This is a genomic window from uncultured Lutibacter sp., assembly GCF_937891065.1.
Classification (GTDB): Bacteria; Bacteroidota; Bacteroidia; order Flavobacteriales; family Flavobacteriaceae; genus Lutibacter.
This window is the reverse complement of the sequence record NZ_CALAEQ010000049.1, coordinates 36738-59776: the sequence shown is the minus strand read 5'-3', so window position 1 is coordinate 59776 and position 23039 is coordinate 36738. Positions and strand designations below refer to the sequence as shown.

Sequence of the window (23039 nt, the reverse complement as noted above, 5' to 3'; positions counted from 1 at the left end):
AGTAACGTATCTAAATCCAAAAGTACTATTTTTTAAAACTACATTGCAGTTTTATCACTTAGAAAAGCCATATCTACACTTGTTTTAGCATCAGATACTTTAGAGTAAATTTGAGTGGTTGCTATTTTTTTATGACCTAAAAGTTTGGAAACTGTTTCCATTGGCACGCCTTGAGAAAGTGTTACAGTACTAGCAAAGGTGTGTCTTCCTAAGTGGCTATGCAAACTTTTATGAATTCCGCACAGGTCTGCTACTTCTTTTAAATAGGCATTCATTTTTTGATTGCTTGGTACAGGTAACAACACGTTTTTTACTTGTGCAGAAATATGATTTTTGTATTTATCTAAAATTTGAGCAGCTATTGGCAACAATGGAATCCTGCATTGTACACCCGTTTTTGTTCTATTAATGACTATCCATTTACGACCATCTATTCCAATTTGGATATGGTTTTCAGAAAGTTTTTCTAAATCTTTATATGATAAACCTGTGTAGCATTGAAATAGAAATAAATCTCTTACGATTGCAATTCTTTCAATAGAAAATTCTTTTTCCATCAACTTATTTAATTCACCTTGCGAAAGACACTCTCGCTCTACCGTTTTCTGAGTTATCTTATAGCTTCTGAATGGATTTTTTCTAATATAATCATTGGCCATCGCTAGATTGATAATCTTCTTTAAAGCTTTAATATGTTTCATTGCTGAATTGTGTTGGCATTTGGCTTTGGTTTTTAAATAAAACTCAAAACGCGTGATGAACTTATTATCAACTTCTGCTAAAGGAAGATTTAGATTTTTATACTCAGTCTGGCAAAAGGTTTTAATATGTTTTAATGCTGACTTATAACGTTGTAATGTTAATGGAGCATATTCACTGCCTACTAATTGTTTCATTTTAGTATTGTGATCCTGGAACAATTCAATTAGAGTCCACATTTCCTCTCCAACTCCTAAAAATGCATTTGTCAACGATTTAGGAGAAACTGATTTATTACTTTCTTGAAGTTCCTGCTGATGCATAAAAAGTTGTCCTCTGATACTTGAAAGGTAATCGTTCAATTTTTTATTTTCTTTAGAATTTCCTTTTGCTTTATTCCTAGAAGCATCCCAAAGTCTTGGAGGTATACTTCTTTTAATAGAAACTTCAGATCGTTTTCCATTTACCGTAACACGCATATAAATTGGTGCGGTTTGATCTTTTAATAACTTGCTTTTTTTGATAAAAAATAAAATACTAAATGTTGCTCTTTTCATACTAAAATATTTAAGGTTAAAATTATAGCAAAACATTTAAATTTTACTGTGAAAAACACTGAAAACCAGTGCATAAAAACCTAAATAGGTGGAACTAAAATTGACATTAAAAGTCCTCCGTATAAGACACTCGCAATGTGAAGAATTGAAAAGAAATAGGAAACAATATAAAATAAAAAAAGCCCCATTTTAAAGGGGCTTTCATCAAATTTCTTTGATTTACTTTTTGAAAAGCGGTCTGGACGGGACTCGAACCCGCGACCCCCTGCGTGACAGGCAGGTATTCTAACCAGCTGAACTACCAGACCGTTGCTCTTAGCGGATGCAAATATAATAGTGTTTTTTATATATACAAAGCTTTTTTTAATGTTTTTACAAAAATCTTTTTCTACTAATTAAATACGAAACTAATATTTGATGAAACCCTTTATTAATATCTACAGGAACATAATCAATCTTATACTGCATACATTTCATTTTCAAATCATTAAAATAATTTTCTACCTCAACTTTGTATTGTTTCTTTACAGATTCAGCATATAAATTTATTTCTTCACCGGTTTCAACATCAACAAATTTCTTTGGTGAATTATCAAAATCAAAGTTTAATTCTAATTTTCCATCATATGTATGAAACAAAACAACCTCATGTTTATTATATTTTAAATGACGTAAGGCTTCAAATAGCTCATTTTCATTTTTGGATTCCTGAAACATATCTGTAAACAAAAAAATTAACGACCTTCTATGAATTTTTTCTGCAATTTCATGTAGAATTGTATAAGTTTCAGTAGAAGCCTTAGAAGTATTCTTTAGTAACTCTGTTAATTGAGCCAATAACATCCTTCTATGCCTGTCACTTCCTTTTGTTGGCGCATAATAATCATCCTTATCACTGTAAATACTTAGGCCTACAGCGTCTCTCTGACGCTTTAATATTTCCATTAATGCTGCTGAAGCTATTGTTGAGAAAGCAATCTTTGTTAAATTATCTATGGAAGGGTTTTTAACTATTGGATAGTGCATAGATGCTGAATTATCAATAATTAAATGGCATCTTAAATTGGTTTCCTCTTCGTAACGTTTTACAAATAGCTTCTTAGTTTTGGCATATAATTTCCAATCTATATGTCTAGTGCTCTCTCCTTTATTATACAATCTGTGTTCCGCAAATTCAACTGAAAAACCGTGAAAAGGGCTTTTATGCATCCCCGTAATAAATCCTTCAACTACCTGATTTGCTAACAATTCCAGGTTGTTTAATTCAGAAATATTTTTAACTAATAACGGGCTCATTTTTGCTTTTTAACACTCGTAAATATACTATTAAAAAAAAGAAAAGGCTTAACAATATGTTAAGCCTTTAAAATTATCTTGAAAGATATATTTTATAAATGTGCATTTATTTTTTCTTCATAAACAGATTTTGGAGCTACACCTACTTGCTTTTCAACAACCTCACCATTTTTAAATACTAAAACTGTTGGAATATTTCTTACTCCGTATTTTGCCGCAAATTCTTGATTTGCATCAACGTCAACCTTAGTTATTACTGCTTTTCCTTCAAACTCTGTAGTTAATTGATCCATTATTGGAGCAACCATTCTACAAGGTCCACACCATGCTGCCCAAAAATCAACCATAACTGGTTTGTCTGATTTTAAAACTACTTCGTCAAAAGTTGCGTCTGTTACTTCTAATGCCATACTCTATTTTTTTAATTATTAATTTCTATATTTTATATTACAAAAGTAAACAAATAATTTGCCATATCTATTTAAGTACATTACTTTTATTTATGAGTCTATTGGTAAAAGTAATTTTATTAATAGGTGTCTTTCATCCAATTATATGGTTTTCGCTTAATCCAATTTCCTCTCGTAAAATCAGGGAAATTTTGTGGCTCTCCATTATTTTCAATCGATAATTCAGAAAGAGGTGTAACCGCACTCCAAGCAGCAGCATCATAAACATCTAATGGTGGTGCAATATTTAGTTTTGCAGATTCAACAAAAGCATTGATAACAAAATAATCCATTCCTCCATGACCAGCACCTGTTGCCAATTCTCCATATTTTTTCCAAAGAGGGTGGTCATACTTTTTTAACCACTCGTCAGCTTCATCCCATCTATGTGGATCAGATTGCCCTTCTATATATATTCTATTTCCGTCTACTTCCCATAAACCATTTGATCCCTGAACTCTAAACCCTAAAGAATAAGGCCTTGGTAAATTACAATCATGTGTTACAATTATAGTTTCTCCATTGGCTGTTTCAATAGTAGAAGTAATTACATCGCCTTGTTTAAATTTTAGCTTTGCATTCGGATGGTCTGCTCCTCCATTTTTAACGATATAATCATGCAATCCAATTCCCTTGCTTGCATTAGAAGTGATGGACAAAAAACGGTTTCCTCTATTTATATCACACATAGTGGCAATTGGACCTACACCGTGAGTTGGATATACATCTGCATTTCTTAACAATGAATGTTGTGTTCTCCAAACAGATTCTGAGATTCCTTTTTCTCCAAATTCAACTCCTTTTCCGTAAGCCGTTTTTCCATCATTCAATTTTACAAAACGAAGATCGTGTTGGTAACCACATCTAAAATGAACTAACTCTCCAAACACATCTTGTTTCACCATATTTAGTACGGCCAAAATATCTCTTCTGTAATTCACATTTTCTAAAATCATTAAATGTGTTCCGGTTTGTTCGTGCGTATTTACTAAATCCCAACATTCTTCCATAGTATTAGCTGCAGAAACTTCTAGTCCAGTGTATTTCCCAGCTAACATAGCATCTTTTGCCATACGTGTATGCCAAAGCCAAGGTGTAGAAATTATTACGGCATCAACATTTTTAAGCGCTAAAAGATTCCTGTAATCATAGTCATTATTTCCGAAAACTGCTGGTTTATGTTGTCCTGACTTTTCTAATAAATCTAAAGCAATTGAAATTCTTTTGGGATCAATATCACATATTGCAGTGACTAAAACATCGTTTCTATTTAGTACATTATTCAAATGATTTGTACCTCTTAAACCTACGCCAATCATTCCGACTCTTAATTTGTCAGAACTATTTTCCATAGCGAAAGTCATATTTGGCACAACTGCAATTCCTGCTCCAACTATTGCTGATTTCTTAATAAAATTTCTTCTTGAGTTCATACTGAATTTGCTTATTAAGCATTAATATTTATTAATTTAAAGTAAGAGTTAAATTTCGTATTATTTAACTCTATTCAAATATATTAATTTAATTTTTAAGCAAATAGAAAAGTAATTTTAAAAAACTGCTGAAGCTATAGATTTAATATTTTCTGATTTTCCCATAGAATAAAAATGAACTACAGGAGCTCCTTGCGCTATTAATTCTTTAGATTGTTCAATAGCCCATTCTACACCAACTTGTCTTACTTGTTCATTATCTTTACAACTTTCAACTTCCAAAATTAGCGTTTCTGGTAAATCTAATTTAAAAATCTGTGGAAGCACTTGAAGATGTCTCTTTATTGCAATAGGTTTTATTCCTGGAATAATTGGAACTGTAATCCCAATAGCTCTAGCTTTTGTCACAAAATCAAAATATTTATTATTATCAAAAAACATTTGAGTAACCACATAATCAGCACCTGCATCTACCTTTTCTTTTAATCTTCGCAAATCAGCATCCATACTTGGAGCTTCTAAATGTTTTTCAGGATAACCAGCAACTCCAATACAGAAATCAGAATTATAAGGTGTTTCAATTATTTCGTGCAGATATTTCCCGCTATTCAAATTTTTAATTTGAGTAACCAATTCTGATGCGAATTTATGACCATCTTTAGTCGCTGAAAAAAACTGCTCTTGTTTCATAGCATCACCGCGCAAAGCCATCAAATTATCCAAGCCTAAATAATGACAATCAAGCAACACATATTCTGTTTCCTCTTTGGTAAAACCACCACACAATACGTGAGGAATAGCATCTACGTTGTATTTATATTTCAAAGACGCACAAATACCAACAGTTCCCGGGCGCATTCGTGTCATTTTTTGTTCTAAAAGTCCGTTTTCTTTTGAAATATAAACATATTCTTCTCTAGATGTGGTTACATCAATAAAAGGAGGTTTAAACTCCATTAAAGGATCAATATTATTATACAATTCCTGTATATTTTGCCCCTTTTGTGGCGGTATAATTTCAAATGAAAATAATGTTTTTCCGTTGGCCTGTTTTATATGTTCTGTTACTTTCATTTTTTATTTATTGCTTAAAAGTTCATCTCTTAATTCTTGTAATTATTGTTAAAACAATGAACTCTTACTTTACATTTTTAGTTATTGGGCGTTCCCTTTCAGGTCGCGCTTTCCGTTAAATCTTTTTCTCCATTTCACTTCAAAAAAGGATATCACTTCAATCGCTAACGCTTATTCACAGTTAAAATTTCTAATTATTGATTCTTATTCTGCTAAGTTAGGATTTAACCATTTTTTTGCTTCCTCTAAACTCATGTTTTTTCGCTCTGCAAAATCTTTAACTTGTTCCTCTGTAATTTTTCCTAAACCAAAATATTTAGCCTTTTCATTTCCAAAATAATAACCTGAAACAGATGCTGCAGGCCACATAGCTAAGCTATCAGTTAATTCCACTCCAATAGTTTCTTTCACACTTAGTAACTCCCAAATTGTCCGTTTTTCTGTATGATCTGGGCAAGCTGGATAACCCGGTGCGGGTCTAATTCCTTTATAGCTTTCTTTTATTAACTCTTGATTTGAAAGACCTTCTTCAGAATCATATCCCCAATATTCTTTTCTGACTTTTTCATGCAAATATTCAGCAAAAGCTTCCGCCAATCTATCTGCCAATGCTTTAATCATAATAGAATTATAATCATCGTGGTCTTTTTCAAATTCCGCAGCCAATTCAGCTGTTCCAAATCCTGTAGATACACAAAACGAACCTAAATAATCATTAATCCCTGTTTCTTTTGGAGCAATAAAATCGGCTAATGCAATTGAAGGAATTCCTTCTTTCTTTTTTAATTGCTGACGTAAAGTTACAAACTTAACATTTACATCTTTTCTAGTTGAATCTGCGTACACTTCAATATCATCATTCACAGAGTTTGCAGGGAAAATTCCGAAAACAGCTTTTGCAGTTAATAATTTCTCATCAAGTATTCTGGCTAATAATAATTTAGCATCATTAAATAAATTTGTTGCTGCTGAACCTACAACTTCATCTGTTAAAATTGCTGGGTATTTCCCAGCCAATTCCCAAGTTCTAAAAAACGGGCTCCAATCTATATAATCTACTAATTTTGTTAAATCAAAATCTTCAAAAACTTGTGTTCCAATATAATTTGGTGTTGAGATTTTTGTAGCATCCCAATCAATTTTAAATTTATTGTTTCTTGCTTCTGCCAATGATAGGAATTCTTTTCGTTTAGAACGATTTAAAAATCCTTCCCTAACCTTCACATAATCTTCTTTTATAGCTCCTATATATTGCTGATTTGTTCCTTTATTTAATAAATTACTAACTACTGTAACAGCTCTTGAAGCGTCAAGTACATAAACCACTGCATTTTTATATTGTGGATCAATTTTTACCGCAGTATGCGCTTTTGAAGTTGTTGCACCTCCAATTATTAAAGGAACTTCAAAATTTAAACGCTCCATTTCTTTTGCTAAATACACCATTTCATCTAATGACGGTGTAATTAAACCACTTAATCCAATGACATCAACATTTTCAGCTTTGGCAGTCTCAATAATTCTTTGTGGAGAAACCATCACTCCTAAATCAATAATATCGTAATTATTACAAGCTAGAACTACGCTCACAATATTTTTACCAATATCGTGTACATCTCCTTTTACGGTTGCTAAAAGTATTTTACCATTCGCCTGACTTACACCATTTTTTTCAGCTTCAATAAATGGTAACAAATGAGCAACTGCTTTTTTCATTACACGTGCCGATTTTACCACTTGAGGCAAAAACATTTTTCCTGAACCAAATAAATCCCCAACCACATTCATTCCAGTCATTAAATTAATTTCAATAACTTCAATTGGTTGCGAAGCATTTATTCTAGCTTCTTCTATATCTTCCAAAATAAATTCATCTAAACCTTTAACTAACGCATGGGTAATTCTGTCTTGTACTGATTTTTCTCGCCAAGCCAAATCGACTTTATGTTCCTTTACTGAACTTATAACAGTTTCAGCAAAAGTCAATAATCGTTCGGTTGAATCTTCTCTTCTATCTAAAATTACATCTTCAACATGTACTAATAAATCTTTTGGAATTTCATCATAAACTTCTAACATTGATGGATTTACAATTCCAATATTCATCCCTGCTTTTATAGCGTGGTATAAAAAAACAGAATGCATTGCTTCACGCACTGTATTATTTCCTCTAAAAGAAAACGAAACATTACTAACACCACCACTTACACTTACATTTGGTAAGTTTGTTCTTACCCAACGTGTTGCTTCAATAAAATCGATGGCATTTCTTCTGTGCTCATCCATTCCTGTTGCTACTGGAAAAATATTTAAATCGAAAATAATATCTTCTGAAGGAAATTTTACTTTATTCACTAAAACGTCATACGAACGTTTTGCTATTTCTAATCTACGTTCATAATTATCAGCTTGCCCAACCTCATCAAAAGCCATCACTATAACTGCAGCGCCATACATTTTTATTTTTCTTGCGTGCTCAATAAATTGTGCTTCACCTTCTTTTAAAGAAATAGAATTCACAACGCATTTACCTTGTGCAACTTGCAAACCTGCTTCAATAATTTCCCATTTAGAACTATCAATCATAATTGGAACACGTGCAATATCAGGTTCGGCAGCAATTAAGTTCATAAAACGAACCATTGATTCCTTTCCGTCTAACAAACCATCATCCATATTTATATCGATAATTTGCGCACCTCCTTCAACCTGATGACGAGCAATAGCTAAAGCTTCATCAAATTTTTCTTCTTTAATTAATCGTAAAAACTTACGAGAACCTGCTACATTGGTTCGTTCACCAACATTGATAAAATTACTTTCCGGAGTAATTATTAATGGTTCTAAACCTGAAAGTTTTAAATATTTTTTTTCTTTATTCATTATATTCAAATGAGATTCTAAACACTTCAACAAGCTCAGTGTTACATTTTTGAAATTCTTAAAAATTAAATTTCTGACTCAACCAACCTTGGCTTATAATCTTTAACCAAATCAGCAATTGCATTTATATGTGCTGGTGTAGTTCCGCAACAGCCACCAATAATATTTATTAAACTTTTATCTAAATATTCTTTAATTTGATTGGCCATTATTTCTGGAGTTTCATCATATTCACCAAAAGCATTTGGTAATCCTGCATTTGGATGTGCCGAAATTCTTAAATCAGATTTTTGTGCCAATACTTCTAGATGAGGTGTTAACTGACTTGCTCCCAAAGCACAATTAAATCCAACTGTTAACAATGGAATGTGAGAAACTGATATTAAAAATGCTTCTGCCGTTTGACCAGATAAAGTTCTTCCGCTTGCATCAGTAATTGTACCGCTTAACATTATTGGAATATCAATATTTCTTTCAGCTTTAATTTCTTCAATAGCAAATAATGCTGCTTTTGCATTTAACGTGTCAAAAACAGTTTCAACCAATAAAACATCAACTCCACCATCAATTAAAGCTTCGGCTTGCTGCTTGTATGCAACTCTTAAATTATCAAAAGTAACCGCTCTAAAACCAGGATCATTCACATCAGGAGACATACTTGCAGTTCTATTTGTTGGTCCCATTGAACCAGCAACATAACGAGGTTGATCTGGATTTTTTAATGTGAATTCTAGTGCTACTTCTTTTGCTATTTTAGCAGATTCAAAATTCAACTCATATACAAACTCTTCCATTTCATAATCTGCCATTGCAATAGTTGTACTAGAGAAAGTGTTGGTTTCAATAATATCAGCTCCTGCTTCTAAATATTTTCCGTGAATAGTTTTAATAGCTTCAGGCTGAGTTATAGAAAGCATATCATTATTTCCTTTTACAGAAATATGAAAATCTTTAAATTTTTCACCTCTATAATCTTCTTCAGTAAATTTATACTGCTGAATCATAGTTCCCATAGCGCCATCAAGCACTAGGATTTTATTTTTTAATATATTTCTGATGTCTTCCATTTTTAAAATTTAGCATAAACATTTGGAAGTTATTAAGTAGAATTACTTTAAAAGCAGGTGTTATTTTCCCACAAAATTGCGGTAGAACGTAGCACCTTCTTTAGCTTTAAAGGGTTGCTAAGGCTTCAATAGGTCTATTCCCTCTGCCTTTCTTAATAACTAATTAACTATGTTTATGAACTTTGTGCAAAGAAACGGCATATTCTTTTGAATTACAAACAACCATTCATTTTTATAATACACTAAAGTAGTTTTTCGGTTAATTTATTTAACTGTGTTACCTTGTTTGAAAAATCTCCTTTAATTGTATTTCTGAATTTATTTAAATTTTCCGCCAGTTCATCAATGTTATCTGGAATTACTTCCTCAAAAAACTGACGCAATCTTTTTGCTAATGTTGGAGATTTACCATTTGTTGAAATTGCTATTTTTACATTTCCTTTAGTTACTATTCCACCCATATAAAAATCGCAGTAAGGTGGATTATCAGCTACATTTACCAAAATATGCCGATCTTTACAATCTTTATAAACTTGAATATTTACATCAATAATATTAGTAGTTGCAATTACCACATGTTTCCCTTCCAAATAAGAAACTTGATATGATTCTTCTATAATTTCAACAGCGTGTTTTTTAGCCAATTTTATTAACTCGTGATGAAAATCTGGAGCTACAATTGTTACCTTAGCATTTGGACTCGATTTTAACAAAAAAGTTAGTTTCTCGAGTCCTACATTTCCACCTCCAACTATTAACACATTTAACTGCGCAACTTTTAAAAATATTGGATATAATTCGTTTTGATTCATAAATAATTTTAATTTAATTAACCTTTTCGTGACTCTGAACTTGGTTCAGAGTCACACTTTCATAAGTAATCAGAAGGATGAGATGCTGAAACAAGTTCAGCATGACGTTCTTTTCAACTTATTAGTTTACTAAAATTGATTTTCTACCAAATTCAAACTCTCGTAAAATGAACGTAATTTTGAACTTTCTTTTACTACTTCGCCAATTACAATAATAGCAGGTGACGATAATTGTTTTTGAGCAACAACCTCTTCAATAGTACTGATAGTTCCTAAAGCTAATTTCTCGTTTTTAGTAGTTCCGTTTTGAATGATAGCCGTTGGCAATTCATTTTTATTAAACTTTTTGAATATTGAAACAATTTTAGAAAGTTTACTCATTCCCATCAAAATAACAACAGTTGCGGTTGATTGTGCCGCCAAATACACATCTGTAGAAAGTTTCCTTTCTGAAGTTGTCCCTGTAATTACCCAAAAACTTTCAGAAACTCCTCTTTTAGTTAAAGAAATACCTTGGCTTGCAGGCACTGCCATTGATGATGAAATTCCAGAAATAACTTCGGTTTCAATTCCAAAAGATTCAATATAATCTATTTCTTCTGAACCTCTTCCAAATATAAATGGATCACCACCTTTTAAGCGAACCGCATTTCTATATTCAAAAGAACTTTTTACAATCAACTCATTAATTTCATCCTGAGAATAGCTATGTAAACCCTTTTTTTTTCCAACAAAAATTAATTTTGCAGTTGGCGCATATGTTAATAATTCTCTATTAACTAAAGCATCGTACAAAACAACATCTGCATTTTTAAGTGCTTTTACTCCTTTCACAGTAATTAAATCTGGATCACCAGGACCTGCGCCAATTAGCGTTACTTTTGGTTTTATATTATTTTTCATCAGTAATACTATTAGCTCTGTAAGTAGCTACTTTTTTATAAAATAATTGAGCATCAGTCAAATATTTCTGAGCAAACTCTAGAGTAGGTTCATTATTTTTAATTTGATAAATAAAATCAGAAAAAGGAACATCTAATTCAATTTCAGAAGCAAAAACTTCATCAAACTGAGAAATTATTCCAACATGTGTATTTGTTTTCTTCCCTTCAAAAGTTAACAATGCCTTTGCCGTATTTACAATACTTGAATAGGCATAATAAATACTATCTGAAAACTGATTTAATTTTAAAGATTCTGAAGCATTTTCTAATTTTTCTTCACTTTCTAACAACAATGTTGCAATTAAATCGATAACCACACCTGCACATTCTCCAACACCAACTGCTTTTTCATAAGCTTCATCGCTTCCCCAATCAATAAAATCACTTTGCTCTAAATTAGTAGTATCTGACAATGGTTTCAATAAATCATAAAAATATTTCTCTCCTTTACGGTCATAATAATTTATGAATGTTTCACCAGAAACATCATTCGCTTCAAAATCATTTAAAATTGCACGCAATGCCTGAGGCCCTCTTTTACTTGGTATTTTCAATACTTTATCTGCAATTCTTCCAGCACCATTTCCTAAAATACTACCACCCAACAACACTTGTAATGCCGGAGCAACATAATTTCCTGATTTAATTGACATTCCCTGAAAACCAATATGAGCCATAGTATGTTGTCCACAAGAATTCATACAACCACTAATTTTAATAGTAATTTCTTTATTATTGGCATACTGAGGAAACTCACTTTTTAACACTCCCTCTAACTCAGCCGTAACCCCTGTACTACTTGCAATTCCTAAGTTACAAGTATCTGTTCCCGGACAAGAAGTAATATCCAAAGTACTTTCATAACCCACATCAACAAATCCTAATTTTTGTAATTCAACATAAAAAAATGGTAGTAATTCGTTTTTTACATGACGAATTAATATGTTTTGACGTAATGATAAACGAATTTCATTTCCTGCATATTTTTTTACCAAATCAGCTAAAATTCTTGCTTTATCAGTGTAAAAATCTCCCAAGTGTACTTTAATACCAATGGCACTTAAACCTGCTTGTTTTTGTTCAATTACATTGGTAGATTTCCACAGTTCAAATGCTTTAGCATCTTCAATAGTCACTGAAGGGATTTCAACATGAGACACCTCTATTTCTGCATCAAAGGCTGTTGTATCAATTGGAAATGAAGTTACTGACAGTGCTTTTTGTTCTTCTTCAACAAGTTTTACAAAAGCATTAAAACCAATATCTTTTATTAAAAATTTCAATCTGGCTTTTGCTCTTTTTGAACGTTCTCCAAATCTATCGAATACACGCAAAACAGCTTCGGTTATTGGAATAATTTTATCAGCTGCTACAAATTCAAATAACACATCTGCTAATCTTGCTTGTGAACCTAAACCTCCACCAATCATTATTTTAAAACCAACTTCTCCATTTTTAATTTTGGCTATAAAACCTAAATCGTGCATAAAACTAAGTGCTGTATCTTTATCTGAACCTGAAAATGAAATTTTGAATTTCCTTCCTAATTCCTGACAAATAGGGTTTCTTAAAAAGAATTCAAAAACAGCATGTGCATAAGGCGAAACATCAAAAGGTTCTTCTTTATCAATTCCTGCGGTTTCACTTGCAGTTACGTTTCTAACTGCGTTTCCACAAGCTTCACGTAACGTAATATCATCTTTTTCTAATTCAGCCCAAAGTTCAGGAGTTCTATCTAAACTTACATGGTGAATTTGAATATCTTGCCGTGTAGTTATGTGCAATCTTCCTCTAGAATATTCATCGGAAACATTGGCAATTCTATGCAGTTGTTCACTAGTTAATTTACCATAAGGTAATTTAATACGAATCATTTGAACTCCAAATTGACGTTGCCCATAAACTCCACGTGCTAAACGTAAACTTCTGAATCTTGCTTCATCAATTTTGCCTTCGTAAAATAAACTTATCTTTTTTTCTAGGTCAATAATATCCCTTTCGACGATCGGATTTTCGATCTCGCTTCTAAAGCTTTGCATGTTATTTTATTTTTTAGTTAGTAGTAATAGTTTCCCTAGCCCATAAGGAATTATGAGCTGTTTTAAATTATATGTTTTTGATTTTTAGTGTTTTAATTACTCAATAAAACCTACTCCAGCAGTATTATTGGATTGGACATCTATCAAAATAAACGCCCCATTTGTTCTGTTTTCTTTAAATGAATCGAAGAAAATTGGTTTATTTAATTGAAATGAAACGGAAGCTATGTCGTTCATATTTAATGCTGACACATTATTTTCGACACCAGAAAAATCGGTTTCAATTTTATGATTTATAGCAGTTACTTTTGCTAAAACTTTATGAACTCCATGCTGCAATACATATTTTGAACCTGCAACCAATTGCATTGCATCCATCCAAGAAACCGTTGCTGTAAATTGCTTTTCAACTTTAGGCAATTCATTAATTTTCACAATCATATCACCTCTACTTACATTTACATCGTTCTCTAAAATTACAGATATAGATGATCTTCGAGATGCGCTCTCGTATTTTTTATCATTAAAGTAAATCTCTTTAATTTTTGTTTTGGTTTGCGAAGGAAGTACTACAACTTCATCTCCAACTTTTATATCACCTCCATAAACTTTACCTGCATAACCTCTATAATCATGAAATTCTTCAGTTTTTGGACGAATCACAAATTGTACTGGAAAACGCATTTTTCCAGTATTGTAAATATCATTTGTATCTAATTTTTCTAAATGAGAAAGTAAAGTTTCTCCTTTATACCAAGACATACTATCAGATTTTTTCACAACATTATCACCTTTTAAGGCGCTTACTGGAATGAATGCAATATGCTGATCTTCATATTCGCTTTTTTCAACTAATTTCTGAAAATCAGCTTTAATTTCATTGTATCTTTCCTCAGAAAAATCAACTAAATCCATTTTATTTACTGCTACAATTACATTTTTAATCCTCAACAAATTATTGATAAAAAAGTGACGATAGGTCTGCTCAATTACACCATGACGTGCATCAATTAAAATAATTGCCGCTTGCGATGTTGAAGCGCCTGTAACCATGTTTCTGGTATACTCTACATGCCCAGGAGTATCTGCAATAATATAACTTCTTGTAGCTGTTGAAAAATAAATATGAGCTACATCAATAGTAATTCCTTGCTCACGCTCTGCTACTAAACCATCTGTTGCTAAAGAAAAATCTAAATAGTCATACCCTTTTTGTTTGCTACTGCGCTCAATAGCTTTCAATTTATCATCTGTTAATGATTTTGTATCGTATAATAGCCTTCCTATTAAAGTACTTTTACCATCATCTACACTTCCTGCTGTTGCTATTTTTAAAACTTCCATTTCGGTTGTTTGTTTTTTTATTATTAATTTTATGACAAACACTTCGACAAGCTCAGTGTGACATTATTCATTGTTAATTTTTAATCATCAATTTTCTAAAAGTACCCTTGCTGTTTACGTTTTTCCATAGCAGCTTCAGATCGTTTATCATCAATTCTTGCTCCACGTTCTGAAATACTTGAATCTCTAATTTCTGCCACTACTTCACTTATGCTTAAGGCATAAGAATCTACTGCAGCAGTACAACTCATATCTCCAACTGTTCTAAAGCGAACCATTCTTTCTTCAACTAATTCTTCATCATCTTTATATACGTGTTCTGATGCCGACCAAATAAGTCCATCACGAACAAATATGTCTCGTTTATGAGCAAAATAAATGGAAGGAATCTCCAAATCTTCATTTTCAATATATGTCCAAACATCTAATTCTGTCCAATTTGAAATTGGAAAAACTCGTACATTTTGACCTAAATCAATATTTCCATTTAGCATATCAAATAATTCTGGACGTTGGTTTTTTTCATCCCACTGTCCAAAATCATCACGTACAGAAAAAATACGTTCTTTTGCTCTTGCTTTTTCTTCATCTCTACGAGCACCACCAATACAAGCATCAAATTTAAATTCTTCAATAGCATCTAAAAGTGTTGTTGTTTGCAACATATTTCTACTTGAATATCTTCCAGACTCTTCTTTCACTTTTCCTTGATCTATACTATCTTGTACATTTCTAACAATCAATTCAACACCTAATTCTTCAACCAATCGATCACGAAATTCAATTGTTTCAGGGAAATTATGTCCGGTATCAATGTGCATTAATGGAAACGGGATTTTCGCTGGATAAAATGCTTTTTGGGCCAATCTAACCAATGTTATAGAATCCTTTCCTCCAGAAAATAATAGTACTGGTTTTTCGAATTGAGCAGCAACTTCTCTAAAAATATAAATTGCTTCATTCTCCAATGCATTTATGTGTAATTTCTCTGTCATTTTTTATAGTTTTAGGAATGTAAACCACATTCTCTGTTCTCTAATACTTTTGTTGGGTCAAAATAAGTAAACTCATTTGGTAAATTATTTTGGACTAAATATTCATCTAACTGTTCATCAGACCAGTGGTAAAAAGGACTTACTTTTAACAATCCATCTTTACTCATTGAAACAATATCTATGCTACTTCTAAAAGCTGTTTGCCCTTTTCTTAAATTAGTGAACCAAACATCTGGTTTTTGTTCTTGCATTGCTCTATTGAAAGGTTCTAATTTTACCTGATCCGTAAAAATAGCGTGCTTTGGATCTTCAATTTGAGGAATTCCAATAGTAGCATCTCTATGAGCCGCAGTTTGTTTTGGCACATATAAATGAACATTTAGCCCTAAGCGATCTATTAATTCATTTGCATGAGCATATGTTTGTGGTGTATTATAACCCGTATCGCACCAAATTACTTTTAAATTTTCATCAACGTGTGTACAGGCATGTAAAATTGCAACTTCATAAGGTCTGAAATTTGTTGTAACCAATGGATTTTTAGCAATACTAAGAGCCCACTCAATAATTTGCTGAGGTGTTTTATCTTTTAATTCTTTATTTAAATCTTCTATATTTAGATTTTTCATACTCTTTAGGTTTAGTGTTTTCCCCACTTTACTAAATTCCAAATTCTTTCATGGAAAAAGTAAAGTATCATTTTAGTTATAACTTCAATCAAACCAATTGATAATGCCACTGTAATTTCACCCGTTACGAACCAAGAAATTACAATAGTATCAATTGTGCCTAATATTCTCCAGCTTATTGCTTTAACAATACTTCGTGTTGCTTTATCTGAGTTTTTAATTTCTTGAAAACTTTTTTCAGATTTGTTTTTATTTGAAGTAAAAATTTGATCTAATATCATATACTATTAACTCTTTTTTATGATGCCAAAAATACCAATTTTTTATTACCCTACCTATTCAGTAGGCTTTAAAAATTAAAGAAATTTAATTTTTAAATTTAATTTTTAATGAATTTTAAATTAATTAATTAATTAAAGCTTGTTTGATATCTTCAATTATATCAGAAATATGTTCTAAGCCTACAGAAATTCTTACCAAGCCAGGTGTTATTCCTGCTGCTAATTGTTCTTTCATTGACAATTTACTATGCGTTGTAGATGCTGGGTGCGTTACTATTGTTCTTGTATCACCCAAATTAGCTGATAATGAACACATTTTAATTGCATCTAAAAAGTTTTTACCAGCTTCCAATCCTCCTTTTACTTCAATTGCAATAATATTTCCACCTAGCTTCATTTGCTTTTTAGCTATTTCAAACTGTGGATGAGATTTTAAAAATGGATATTTTACTTTTGAGACTTTCGCATGATTTTCTAAAAATTTAGCTAATTTTAGAGCATTTTCACAATGTTTTTCAACTCTAACAGCTAAAGTTTCTAAACTTTTTGACAAAACCCAAGCGTTAAAAGGTGACAATGCCGGACCCGTATTTCGAGAAAACAAATAAATTTCACGTACTAAATCAGATTTACCAACTACTACTCCTCCTAAAACACGCCCTTGTCCATCCATTAATTTTGTAGCAGAATGTATCACCAAATCCGCACCAAACTTAATTGGTTGTTGAATGTAAGGTGTTGCAAAACAATTGTCTATTATTAATAATAAATTGTGCTTCTTAGCAATCTCACCTAACAATTCTAAATCAATAATATCTACACCTGGATTGGTAGGAGATTCTGCATATAAAATTTTTGTTGAAGGTTGAATTAAACTTTCTATTTCTTCAGGTTTATTGATATCAAAATATGAAGTTTCAATATTCCATTTTGGAAAATATTTAGTAAATAGGGTATGCGTTGAACCAAAGACAGAACGTGCTGAAACTATATGATCTCCACTATTTAACAAAGCTGCAAATGTTGAAAAAACTGCAGCCATTCCTGTTGCAAATGCGTACCCATCTTCAGCTCCTTCCATTTGAACCACTTTTTCAATAAATTCAGTGGTGTTCGGATTACTAAAACGAGAATAAATATTTCGCTGATTTTCTTCAGTAAATGCCGCTCTCATTTCTTCAGCATCATCAAATACAAAACTTGAAGTAAGGTATAATGGCGTTGAATGTTCTTGAAACTGTGAGCGTTCTAATTGATTTCTAATTGCGTCTGTTTCAAAATGTTTACTACTCATAATCTTGTTTTTATCTTTATTTTTTATAATTAAACCCTGAATCAATACTTCGACAGGCTCAGTATGACAACTTCAACATAAAGCTCATTCTTAATTTTTATCTGCCAATCTTAAAATATCTCCAAAAACTCCACGAGCAGTTACCGCTGCACCTGCTCCAGCTCCCTGAATTACTAATGGTTTTTCTCCATAAGACTCTGTGTATATTTCAAAAATAGCATCAGCACCTTGTATTTGACCTAATGCACTGTTTTTTGGTACAGAAACTAAATTCACATCTAAATTCCCTTTATCTTCTTGTAAATTTCCAGATAGATCACCAATATACCTTAACACATGATTTTCTTCTTGTTTGTCTTTTATATCTTGAAAATAAGCATCCATTACATCTAATTTATTTAAAAAATCAGTGGTTGAACCTTCTCTCAAATTTTCTGGAATTAAATTTTCAATGTTAACATCTTCAAATTCGTTTTGTAAATCTAATTCACGAGCTAGAATTAATAATTTACGACCTACATCATTTCCACATAAATCTTCACGTGGATCAGGTTCTGTATATCCGTTTTCAATAGCTTCTTGTAAAACTTCTGAAAATGGTCTGTTTTGAACAGAAAAATTATTAAATAAATAGCTTAATGACCCCGAAAAAACACCTCTTATTCTTGTAATATTTTCACCTGAATCATGTAGTAACTTAATGGTATCAACCAATGGTAATCCAGCGCCAACATTGGTTTCGTATAAATATGATTTATTGTTTTCTTTTATTTTTTCACGTAATTCTTTATAAGCATCATAGCGAACCGTATTTGCAATTTTATTAGATGAAATTAAATCGAAACCGTTCTCTATCAACTGAAGATAATTTTCAATAAATTTACTGCTTGCCGTATTATCAATAGCTATTAAATTTTCTAAATGATGTTTTTCTGCAAATTCAATAACGTCATTAATTGTGTAGTTCTTCAATGAATTATCTTCTAAGTCATTTTTCCAATTGGTTGTAATTCCGTTTTTATCTAACAATACATTGGTTGAGTTTGCAACTGCGAAAATGTTTAAATGAATATTTTTTCGTTTTAAAATGTTTTGCTGACTTTTAAAAATTTGCTCTATTAAAGTACCTCCAACCAAACCTTTACCAAAAATGGCAATGTTAATATTTTTTGAAACACCAAATATTTCACCATGTATTACATTTGCCGCTTTCCGTAAATCGGATTTTTTAACCACCAAACAAACATTCTCACCAGTTACCGTATTATTAATTAAAATTGGTGTAATCCTATTTTTTATTAACGCACTATAAGGTTGATTAAATGACTGTAAACTTTGTCCAATAACGGATATCACAGAAACATCTTCCGTAATATAAATTTGACTTACATCTTTACTTTGAAACTCATTTTTAAACTCGTTTTCCAACACAATTTTAGCCTTGTACCCATCTTTTGCATCAACAATAAAACCAATACCACGTTCTGAGGATCCTTGAGAAATTATACTAACACTTATATTTTCTTTACCTAATGAGCCAAAAATTCGTCCGTCAACACCAACTTTACCTAATAAACCTCGACCAATAAAATTCACCAAACATACATTTTCTTGAACCGACAAAGATTTAATTCCCCCTCTTTCAGTTTCAGAACCTATTAAAGTTCCTTCATTTTCTGGATCAAAAGTATTTAGGATTCTTAATGGAATATTTTTTTCAATTAATGGGATAATGGTTTTTGCATGTAAAATATCTGTTCCAAAATTTGCCATTTCGTTGGCTTCTTGATATGAAAGCTTTTCAATCTTTTTTGAGGTGGAAACCAAATCAGGGTTTGCTGTATATATTCCGTTTAAATGTGTGTAATTTTGAAACTCTTCAGCATTTAAAAAGTTTGCAATTAAAGCAGCTGTATAATTACTTCCGTTTCTACCCAAAGTTGTTGTTTCTCCATTTAAATTAGAGCCAATAAAACCTGTGATTATTTGAGTAGTATCTCCATTATGTTGCTTAAAATGTGCTATTACATTATCTTCTGAAATACCTTCAAATGGTTGAGCTTCTCCAAATTGTTCATTTGTTTTTATTAAGGTTCTAGCATCAACAAAATTAGCCTTAACACCTTGTTTATTCAGTAAATATGCAATTGATTTTCCCGACAATATTTCCCCTTGTGAAAGTACCTGATCTTTCACTTTTTCACTATAATCACCCAACAAATTAACACCTCTAAAAATTTCATCTAACAATTTAAACTCTTCATTAAAATTGATAGTTTCATCAATTGCTGTTTGATAATTTTTAAGCATTTCAAACTCTTCTAGATAAGGTAAGTTATTTTTAGATTTCATTAAAATTGACTCTAAATGATCAGTCGTTTTACCTCTTGCTGAAACAACAACTGCAATCTTTTCACCTTGGTTTATTTTATTTTTAATAATAGCTAGCGTGCTCTCTAAGCCTTTACCATTTGCTAATGATTTTCCTCCAAACTTTACTACCTTCATGTTGTTATTCTTAAAATTTTTATTAAATATTGGCGCTATTATTTTTTTCAATTGCTCATATTCTATTAAAAAAGCATCGTGTCCGTGAACAGAATTAATTTCGTTATAAGTAACATTTGGGTTTAATAACGCTAATTGCTTTTGTGTTTCTTTGTTCTCTTCAGCAGAAAAAAACAAATCTGAGTTTACTCCTATAATATGAATATTTGCTTTAATTGCATCCAATACATTTTCTGCTCTTCCTATAGTAACATCAATAGTTTTTAACAATTGATTCATTAATTTATAAGCTGATAATTGAAAACGCTCCTGCAATTTATTTCCATGATGCAACAACCAACTCTCAACATTAAAAATTTCTAAATCTTCATTTTTCGAACGTTGAAAACGCTCTTTAAACGATTCTGGAGTTCTATAACACAACATAGCGTGCATACGAGCATCGTGTACTGGATTACATGAATTTGATAAAAACTGTTCTTGAATCTGACAATTTGCTATCAACCAATCAGTCGATTTCCAATCTGTTGCAACAACAATTAAATGTTTTGCAATCACAGGGTTTAAAACTGCCATTTCCCAAGCAATACCACCCCCCAAAGAACCTCCTACAATTGCAAATAATTCGTTAACTTTTAGTTGTTTTAAACCAATTAAAAACAGATTTGCAATATCTCGAGCAACAAAATCTTTATAATTTTCGATTACAAATCCATCATAACCATTTCCCGGTATATTAAATGCTAAAATGGTATATTTTCCGGTGTCTATTACTTTGTCCTCACCTACTACATCTTTCCACCAACCATTTTCACCAGCTACATCTGAGTTTCCCGTTAATGCATGATTTATTAAAACAATAGGTGCAGAAAATAATTCTTTACCAAATAGTTGGTACGACAAATTTATTTCTTGCCCTTCAGTTCTTTTCTCAGGAATGAAATTAGATATTCTTATGTTTTTTAATTGACTCATTAATTATATTATAAATTGATTCATACTCAATTAATTTGAGTTGATATTGCTTAAAAAATAATGTTATGAAAAATTGCAGAAAACTACACGAAGTAATTTTATTGAGTTATCTATCCAAATGGGTAGAATTTAGCACCTTCTTTATAAATAAAGGGTTGCTAAGGCTTCATAGGGTCTATTCCCTCTGCCTTTCTTGATAACAATAGTCAATAAGTATATGAACTAAGCAGCAAATTAACGCACTATTTTTTTTCTAAACAATTGTTTTCTATTTAAATAACTTTTTTTTGAATTTTGTTAATTATAGACTCCTGCCTTCACAGGAATGACAAATCTATATTGCCAATTCAGAAATTGCTGCAAAAGCCTCTTGTAAATCTTGCTTTAAATCATCAATATCTTCAATTCCTACTGACAATCTTATTAAATCTTGTGTTACTCCAGCTGCAGATTGTTGCTCAACCGTTAATTGTTGATGAGTGGTACTTGCTGGGTGAATTATTAATGATTTTGTATCTCCAATATTTGCCAATAACGAAAATATTTTAGTAGCATCTGTCACTATTTTAGCAGCTTCAAAACCTCCTTTAACACCAAAAGTAACTAGTCCGCTTTGACCCTTTGGTAAATATTTTTTAGCTAAAGTATTGTATTTACTACTTTCTAATCCTGGGTAATTTACCCAAGCCACTTCTTCTCTACTTTCTAACCATTGTGCTAATTCTAAGGCATTTGCACTGTGTTGTTTGATACGCACCGGTAATGTTTCTAATCCTTGAATAATTTGGAAAGCATTAAACGGACTTAAAGCACCTCCAAAATCACGCAATCCTTCTAAAATCAATTTAAATGTAAAAGCCGCCGCTCCTAAAGCTTCGCTATAAACCAACCCGTGATATCCAGCTGAAGGCTCTGTAAATTCTGGAAATTTTCCATTTCTCCAATCAAAAGTACCTGCATCAATAATTGCACCTCCTAAAGAGTTTCCTTGTCCGCCAATATATTTAGTTAATGAATGAATTACTAAATTTGCTCCGTGTTTTATAGGATTCAATAAAGCTGGACTTGCGACAGTATTATCAACAATAAATGGTACTCCAGCCGGTTTAGAATGTTCAGCAATTGCTTCTAAATCTAACACATCTAATTTTGGATTCCCTAAAGATTCCACAAAAAAGGCTCTTGTATTATCTTGAACAGCATTTTTAAAATTTTCAGGATTTGATGCATCTACAAACGTAGTTGTAATTCCTAATCTTGGTAAGGTAACATTTAACAGTGTAAACGTTCCGCCATACAAACTACTAGAAGCTACAATATGATCTCCTGCTTTTAATAAAGTTAATAATCCTGTAGAAATTGCTGAAGTTCCTGAAGCAAAAACAACTGCTCCTATTCCTCCTTCAATTGCTGCCAAACGTTGTTGTAAAATATCGTTAGTTGGATTGTTTAATCGTGTATAAATAAATCCTAATTCTTTTAACGAAAACAAATTTGCTGCGTGTTCTGTATCATTAAATACATACGATGATGTTTGATAAATTGGCACAGCTCTTGTTCCTCCTGTTTTAGTTGTGTCGTGTCCTGCGTGTAATGCTTGTGTTGATATTTTTTGAGTACTCATAATTATATTTTTAATATTTTTCTTCTAGTTTTTGAAATAAAAAAAGTCCCTTTGGTATTTTGATATTACCAAAGGGACTTAAATCTTTTCGATTTTATTTTTCCATTTATTTTAGGCAATACCGTTTCATTGTGCT

Annotated in this window: 17 protein-coding genes, 1 tRNA gene and 2 riboswitches; all 18 genes read right to left on the bottom strand. The window is 31.6% G+C overall.

Annotation, left to right across the window (positions count from 1 at the left end; all coding sequences use genetic code 11):
• Positions 1-38: 38 nt before the first annotated feature.
• Positions 39-1256, bottom strand: coding sequence for a site-specific integrase (locus Q0352_RS03130; RefSeq protein ID WP_299523473.1), 1218 nt, complete (start codon positions 1254-1256; stop codon positions 39-41).
• A gap of 234 nt (positions 1257-1490) precedes the next feature.
• Positions 1491-1564 (bottom strand) — tRNA-Asp (locus Q0352_RS03125).
• Positions 1565-1628: 64 nt separating this feature from the next.
• Positions 1629-2552 carry a DUF58 domain-containing protein gene (locus Q0352_RS03120; RefSeq protein ID WP_299523470.1) on the bottom strand — a complete coding sequence of 308 codons (924 nt, stop codon included), beginning with the start codon at positions 2550-2552 and terminating at the stop codon, positions 1629-1631.
• Between the two features lie 92 nt (positions 2553-2644).
• Positions 2645-2962: a thioredoxin gene (gene trxA / locus Q0352_RS03115; RefSeq protein ID WP_299523467.1), complete on the bottom strand. Its 318-nt coding sequence runs from the start codon at positions 2960-2962 to the stop codon at positions 2645-2647.
• Between the two features lie 119 nt (positions 2963-3081).
• Positions 3082-4434 carry a Gfo/Idh/MocA family oxidoreductase gene (locus tag Q0352_RS03110; RefSeq protein ID WP_299523463.1) on the bottom strand — a complete coding sequence of 451 codons (1353 nt, stop codon included), beginning with the start codon at positions 4432-4434 and terminating at the stop codon, positions 3082-3084.
• A 117-nt stretch (positions 4435-4551) separates the two neighbouring features.
• A complete protein-coding gene (gene metF / locus Q0352_RS03105) occupies positions 4552-5508 on the bottom strand; it encodes a methylenetetrahydrofolate reductase [NAD(P)H] (protein ID WP_299523460.1) in 957 nt (318 codons plus the stop codon).
• Positions 5509-5712: 204 nt separating this feature from the next.
• Positions 5713-8391, bottom strand: a complete 2679-nt coding sequence (gene metH, locus Q0352_RS03100; RefSeq protein ID WP_299523457.1) for a methionine synthase — start codon at positions 8389-8391, stop codon at positions 5713-5715.
• Positions 8392-8456: 65 nt separating this feature from the next.
• A complete protein-coding gene (locus Q0352_RS03095; protein ID WP_299523454.1) occupies positions 8457-9458 on the bottom strand; it encodes a homocysteine S-methyltransferase family protein in 1002 nt (333 codons plus the stop codon).
• A 57-nt stretch (positions 9459-9515) separates the two neighbouring features.
• A riboswitch (SAM riboswitch) is annotated at positions 9516-9620 on the bottom strand.
• Positions 9621-9700: 80 nt separating this feature from the next.
• Positions 9701-10270, bottom strand: a complete 570-nt coding sequence (locus Q0352_RS03090; RefSeq protein ID WP_299523451.1) for a bifunctional precorrin-2 dehydrogenase/sirohydrochlorin ferrochelatase — start codon at positions 10268-10270, stop codon at positions 9701-9703.
• Between the two features lie 129 nt (positions 10271-10399).
• Positions 10400-11173, bottom strand: a complete 774-nt coding sequence (gene cobA / locus Q0352_RS03085; protein WP_299523448.1) for a uroporphyrinogen-III C-methyltransferase — start codon at positions 11171-11173, stop codon at positions 10400-10402.
• Positions 11163-13253, bottom strand: a complete 2091-nt coding sequence (locus tag Q0352_RS03080; RefSeq protein ID WP_299523445.1) for a HEPN domain-containing protein — start codon at positions 13251-13253, stop codon at positions 11163-11165. Before Q0352_RS03080 ends, cobA begins: the two co-directional genes overlap by 11 nt.
• Before the next feature lie 96 nt (positions 13254-13349).
• Positions 13350-14597, bottom strand: a complete 1248-nt coding sequence (locus Q0352_RS03075; protein WP_299523442.1) for a GTP-binding protein — start codon at positions 14595-14597, stop codon at positions 13350-13352.
• A gap of 95 nt (positions 14598-14692) precedes the next feature.
• On the bottom strand, positions 14693-15592 hold the full coding sequence (gene cysD / locus Q0352_RS03070; protein ID WP_299523439.1) for a sulfate adenylyltransferase subunit CysD: 900 nt from the start codon (positions 15590-15592) through the stop codon (positions 14693-14695).
• A gap of 11 nt (positions 15593-15603) precedes the next feature.
• A complete protein-coding gene (locus Q0352_RS03065) occupies positions 15604-16221 on the bottom strand; it encodes a phosphoadenosine phosphosulfate reductase family protein (RefSeq protein ID WP_299523435.1) in 618 nt (205 codons plus the stop codon).
• Between the two features lie 11 nt (positions 16222-16232).
• Positions 16233-16502, bottom strand: coding sequence for a DUF2061 domain-containing protein (locus tag Q0352_RS03060; protein WP_299523432.1), 270 nt, complete (start codon positions 16500-16502; stop codon positions 16233-16235).
• 124 nt (positions 16503-16626) lie between these two features.
• Positions 16627-17796 (bottom strand): aminotransferase class I/II-fold pyridoxal phosphate-dependent enzyme, encoded by a 1170-nt coding sequence (locus Q0352_RS03055; protein ID WP_299523429.1) that lies wholly within the window; start codon positions 17794-17796, stop codon positions 16627-16629.
• A 90-nt stretch (positions 17797-17886) separates the two neighbouring features.
• Positions 17887-21279 (bottom strand): bifunctional aspartate kinase/homoserine dehydrogenase I, encoded by a 3393-nt coding sequence (thrA, locus tag Q0352_RS03050; RefSeq protein WP_299523426.1) that lies wholly within the window; start codon positions 21277-21279, stop codon positions 17887-17889.
• A 103-nt stretch (positions 21280-21382) separates the two neighbouring features.
• Positions 21383-21482, bottom strand: a riboswitch (SAM riboswitch).
• A gap of 131 nt (positions 21483-21613) precedes the next feature.
• Complete coding sequence (locus Q0352_RS03045; protein ID WP_299523423.1) at positions 21614-22903, bottom strand: O-acetylhomoserine aminocarboxypropyltransferase/cysteine synthase family protein; 1290 nt, start codon at positions 22901-22903, stop codon at positions 21614-21616.
• Between the last annotated feature and the right edge of the window lie 136 nt (positions 22904-23039).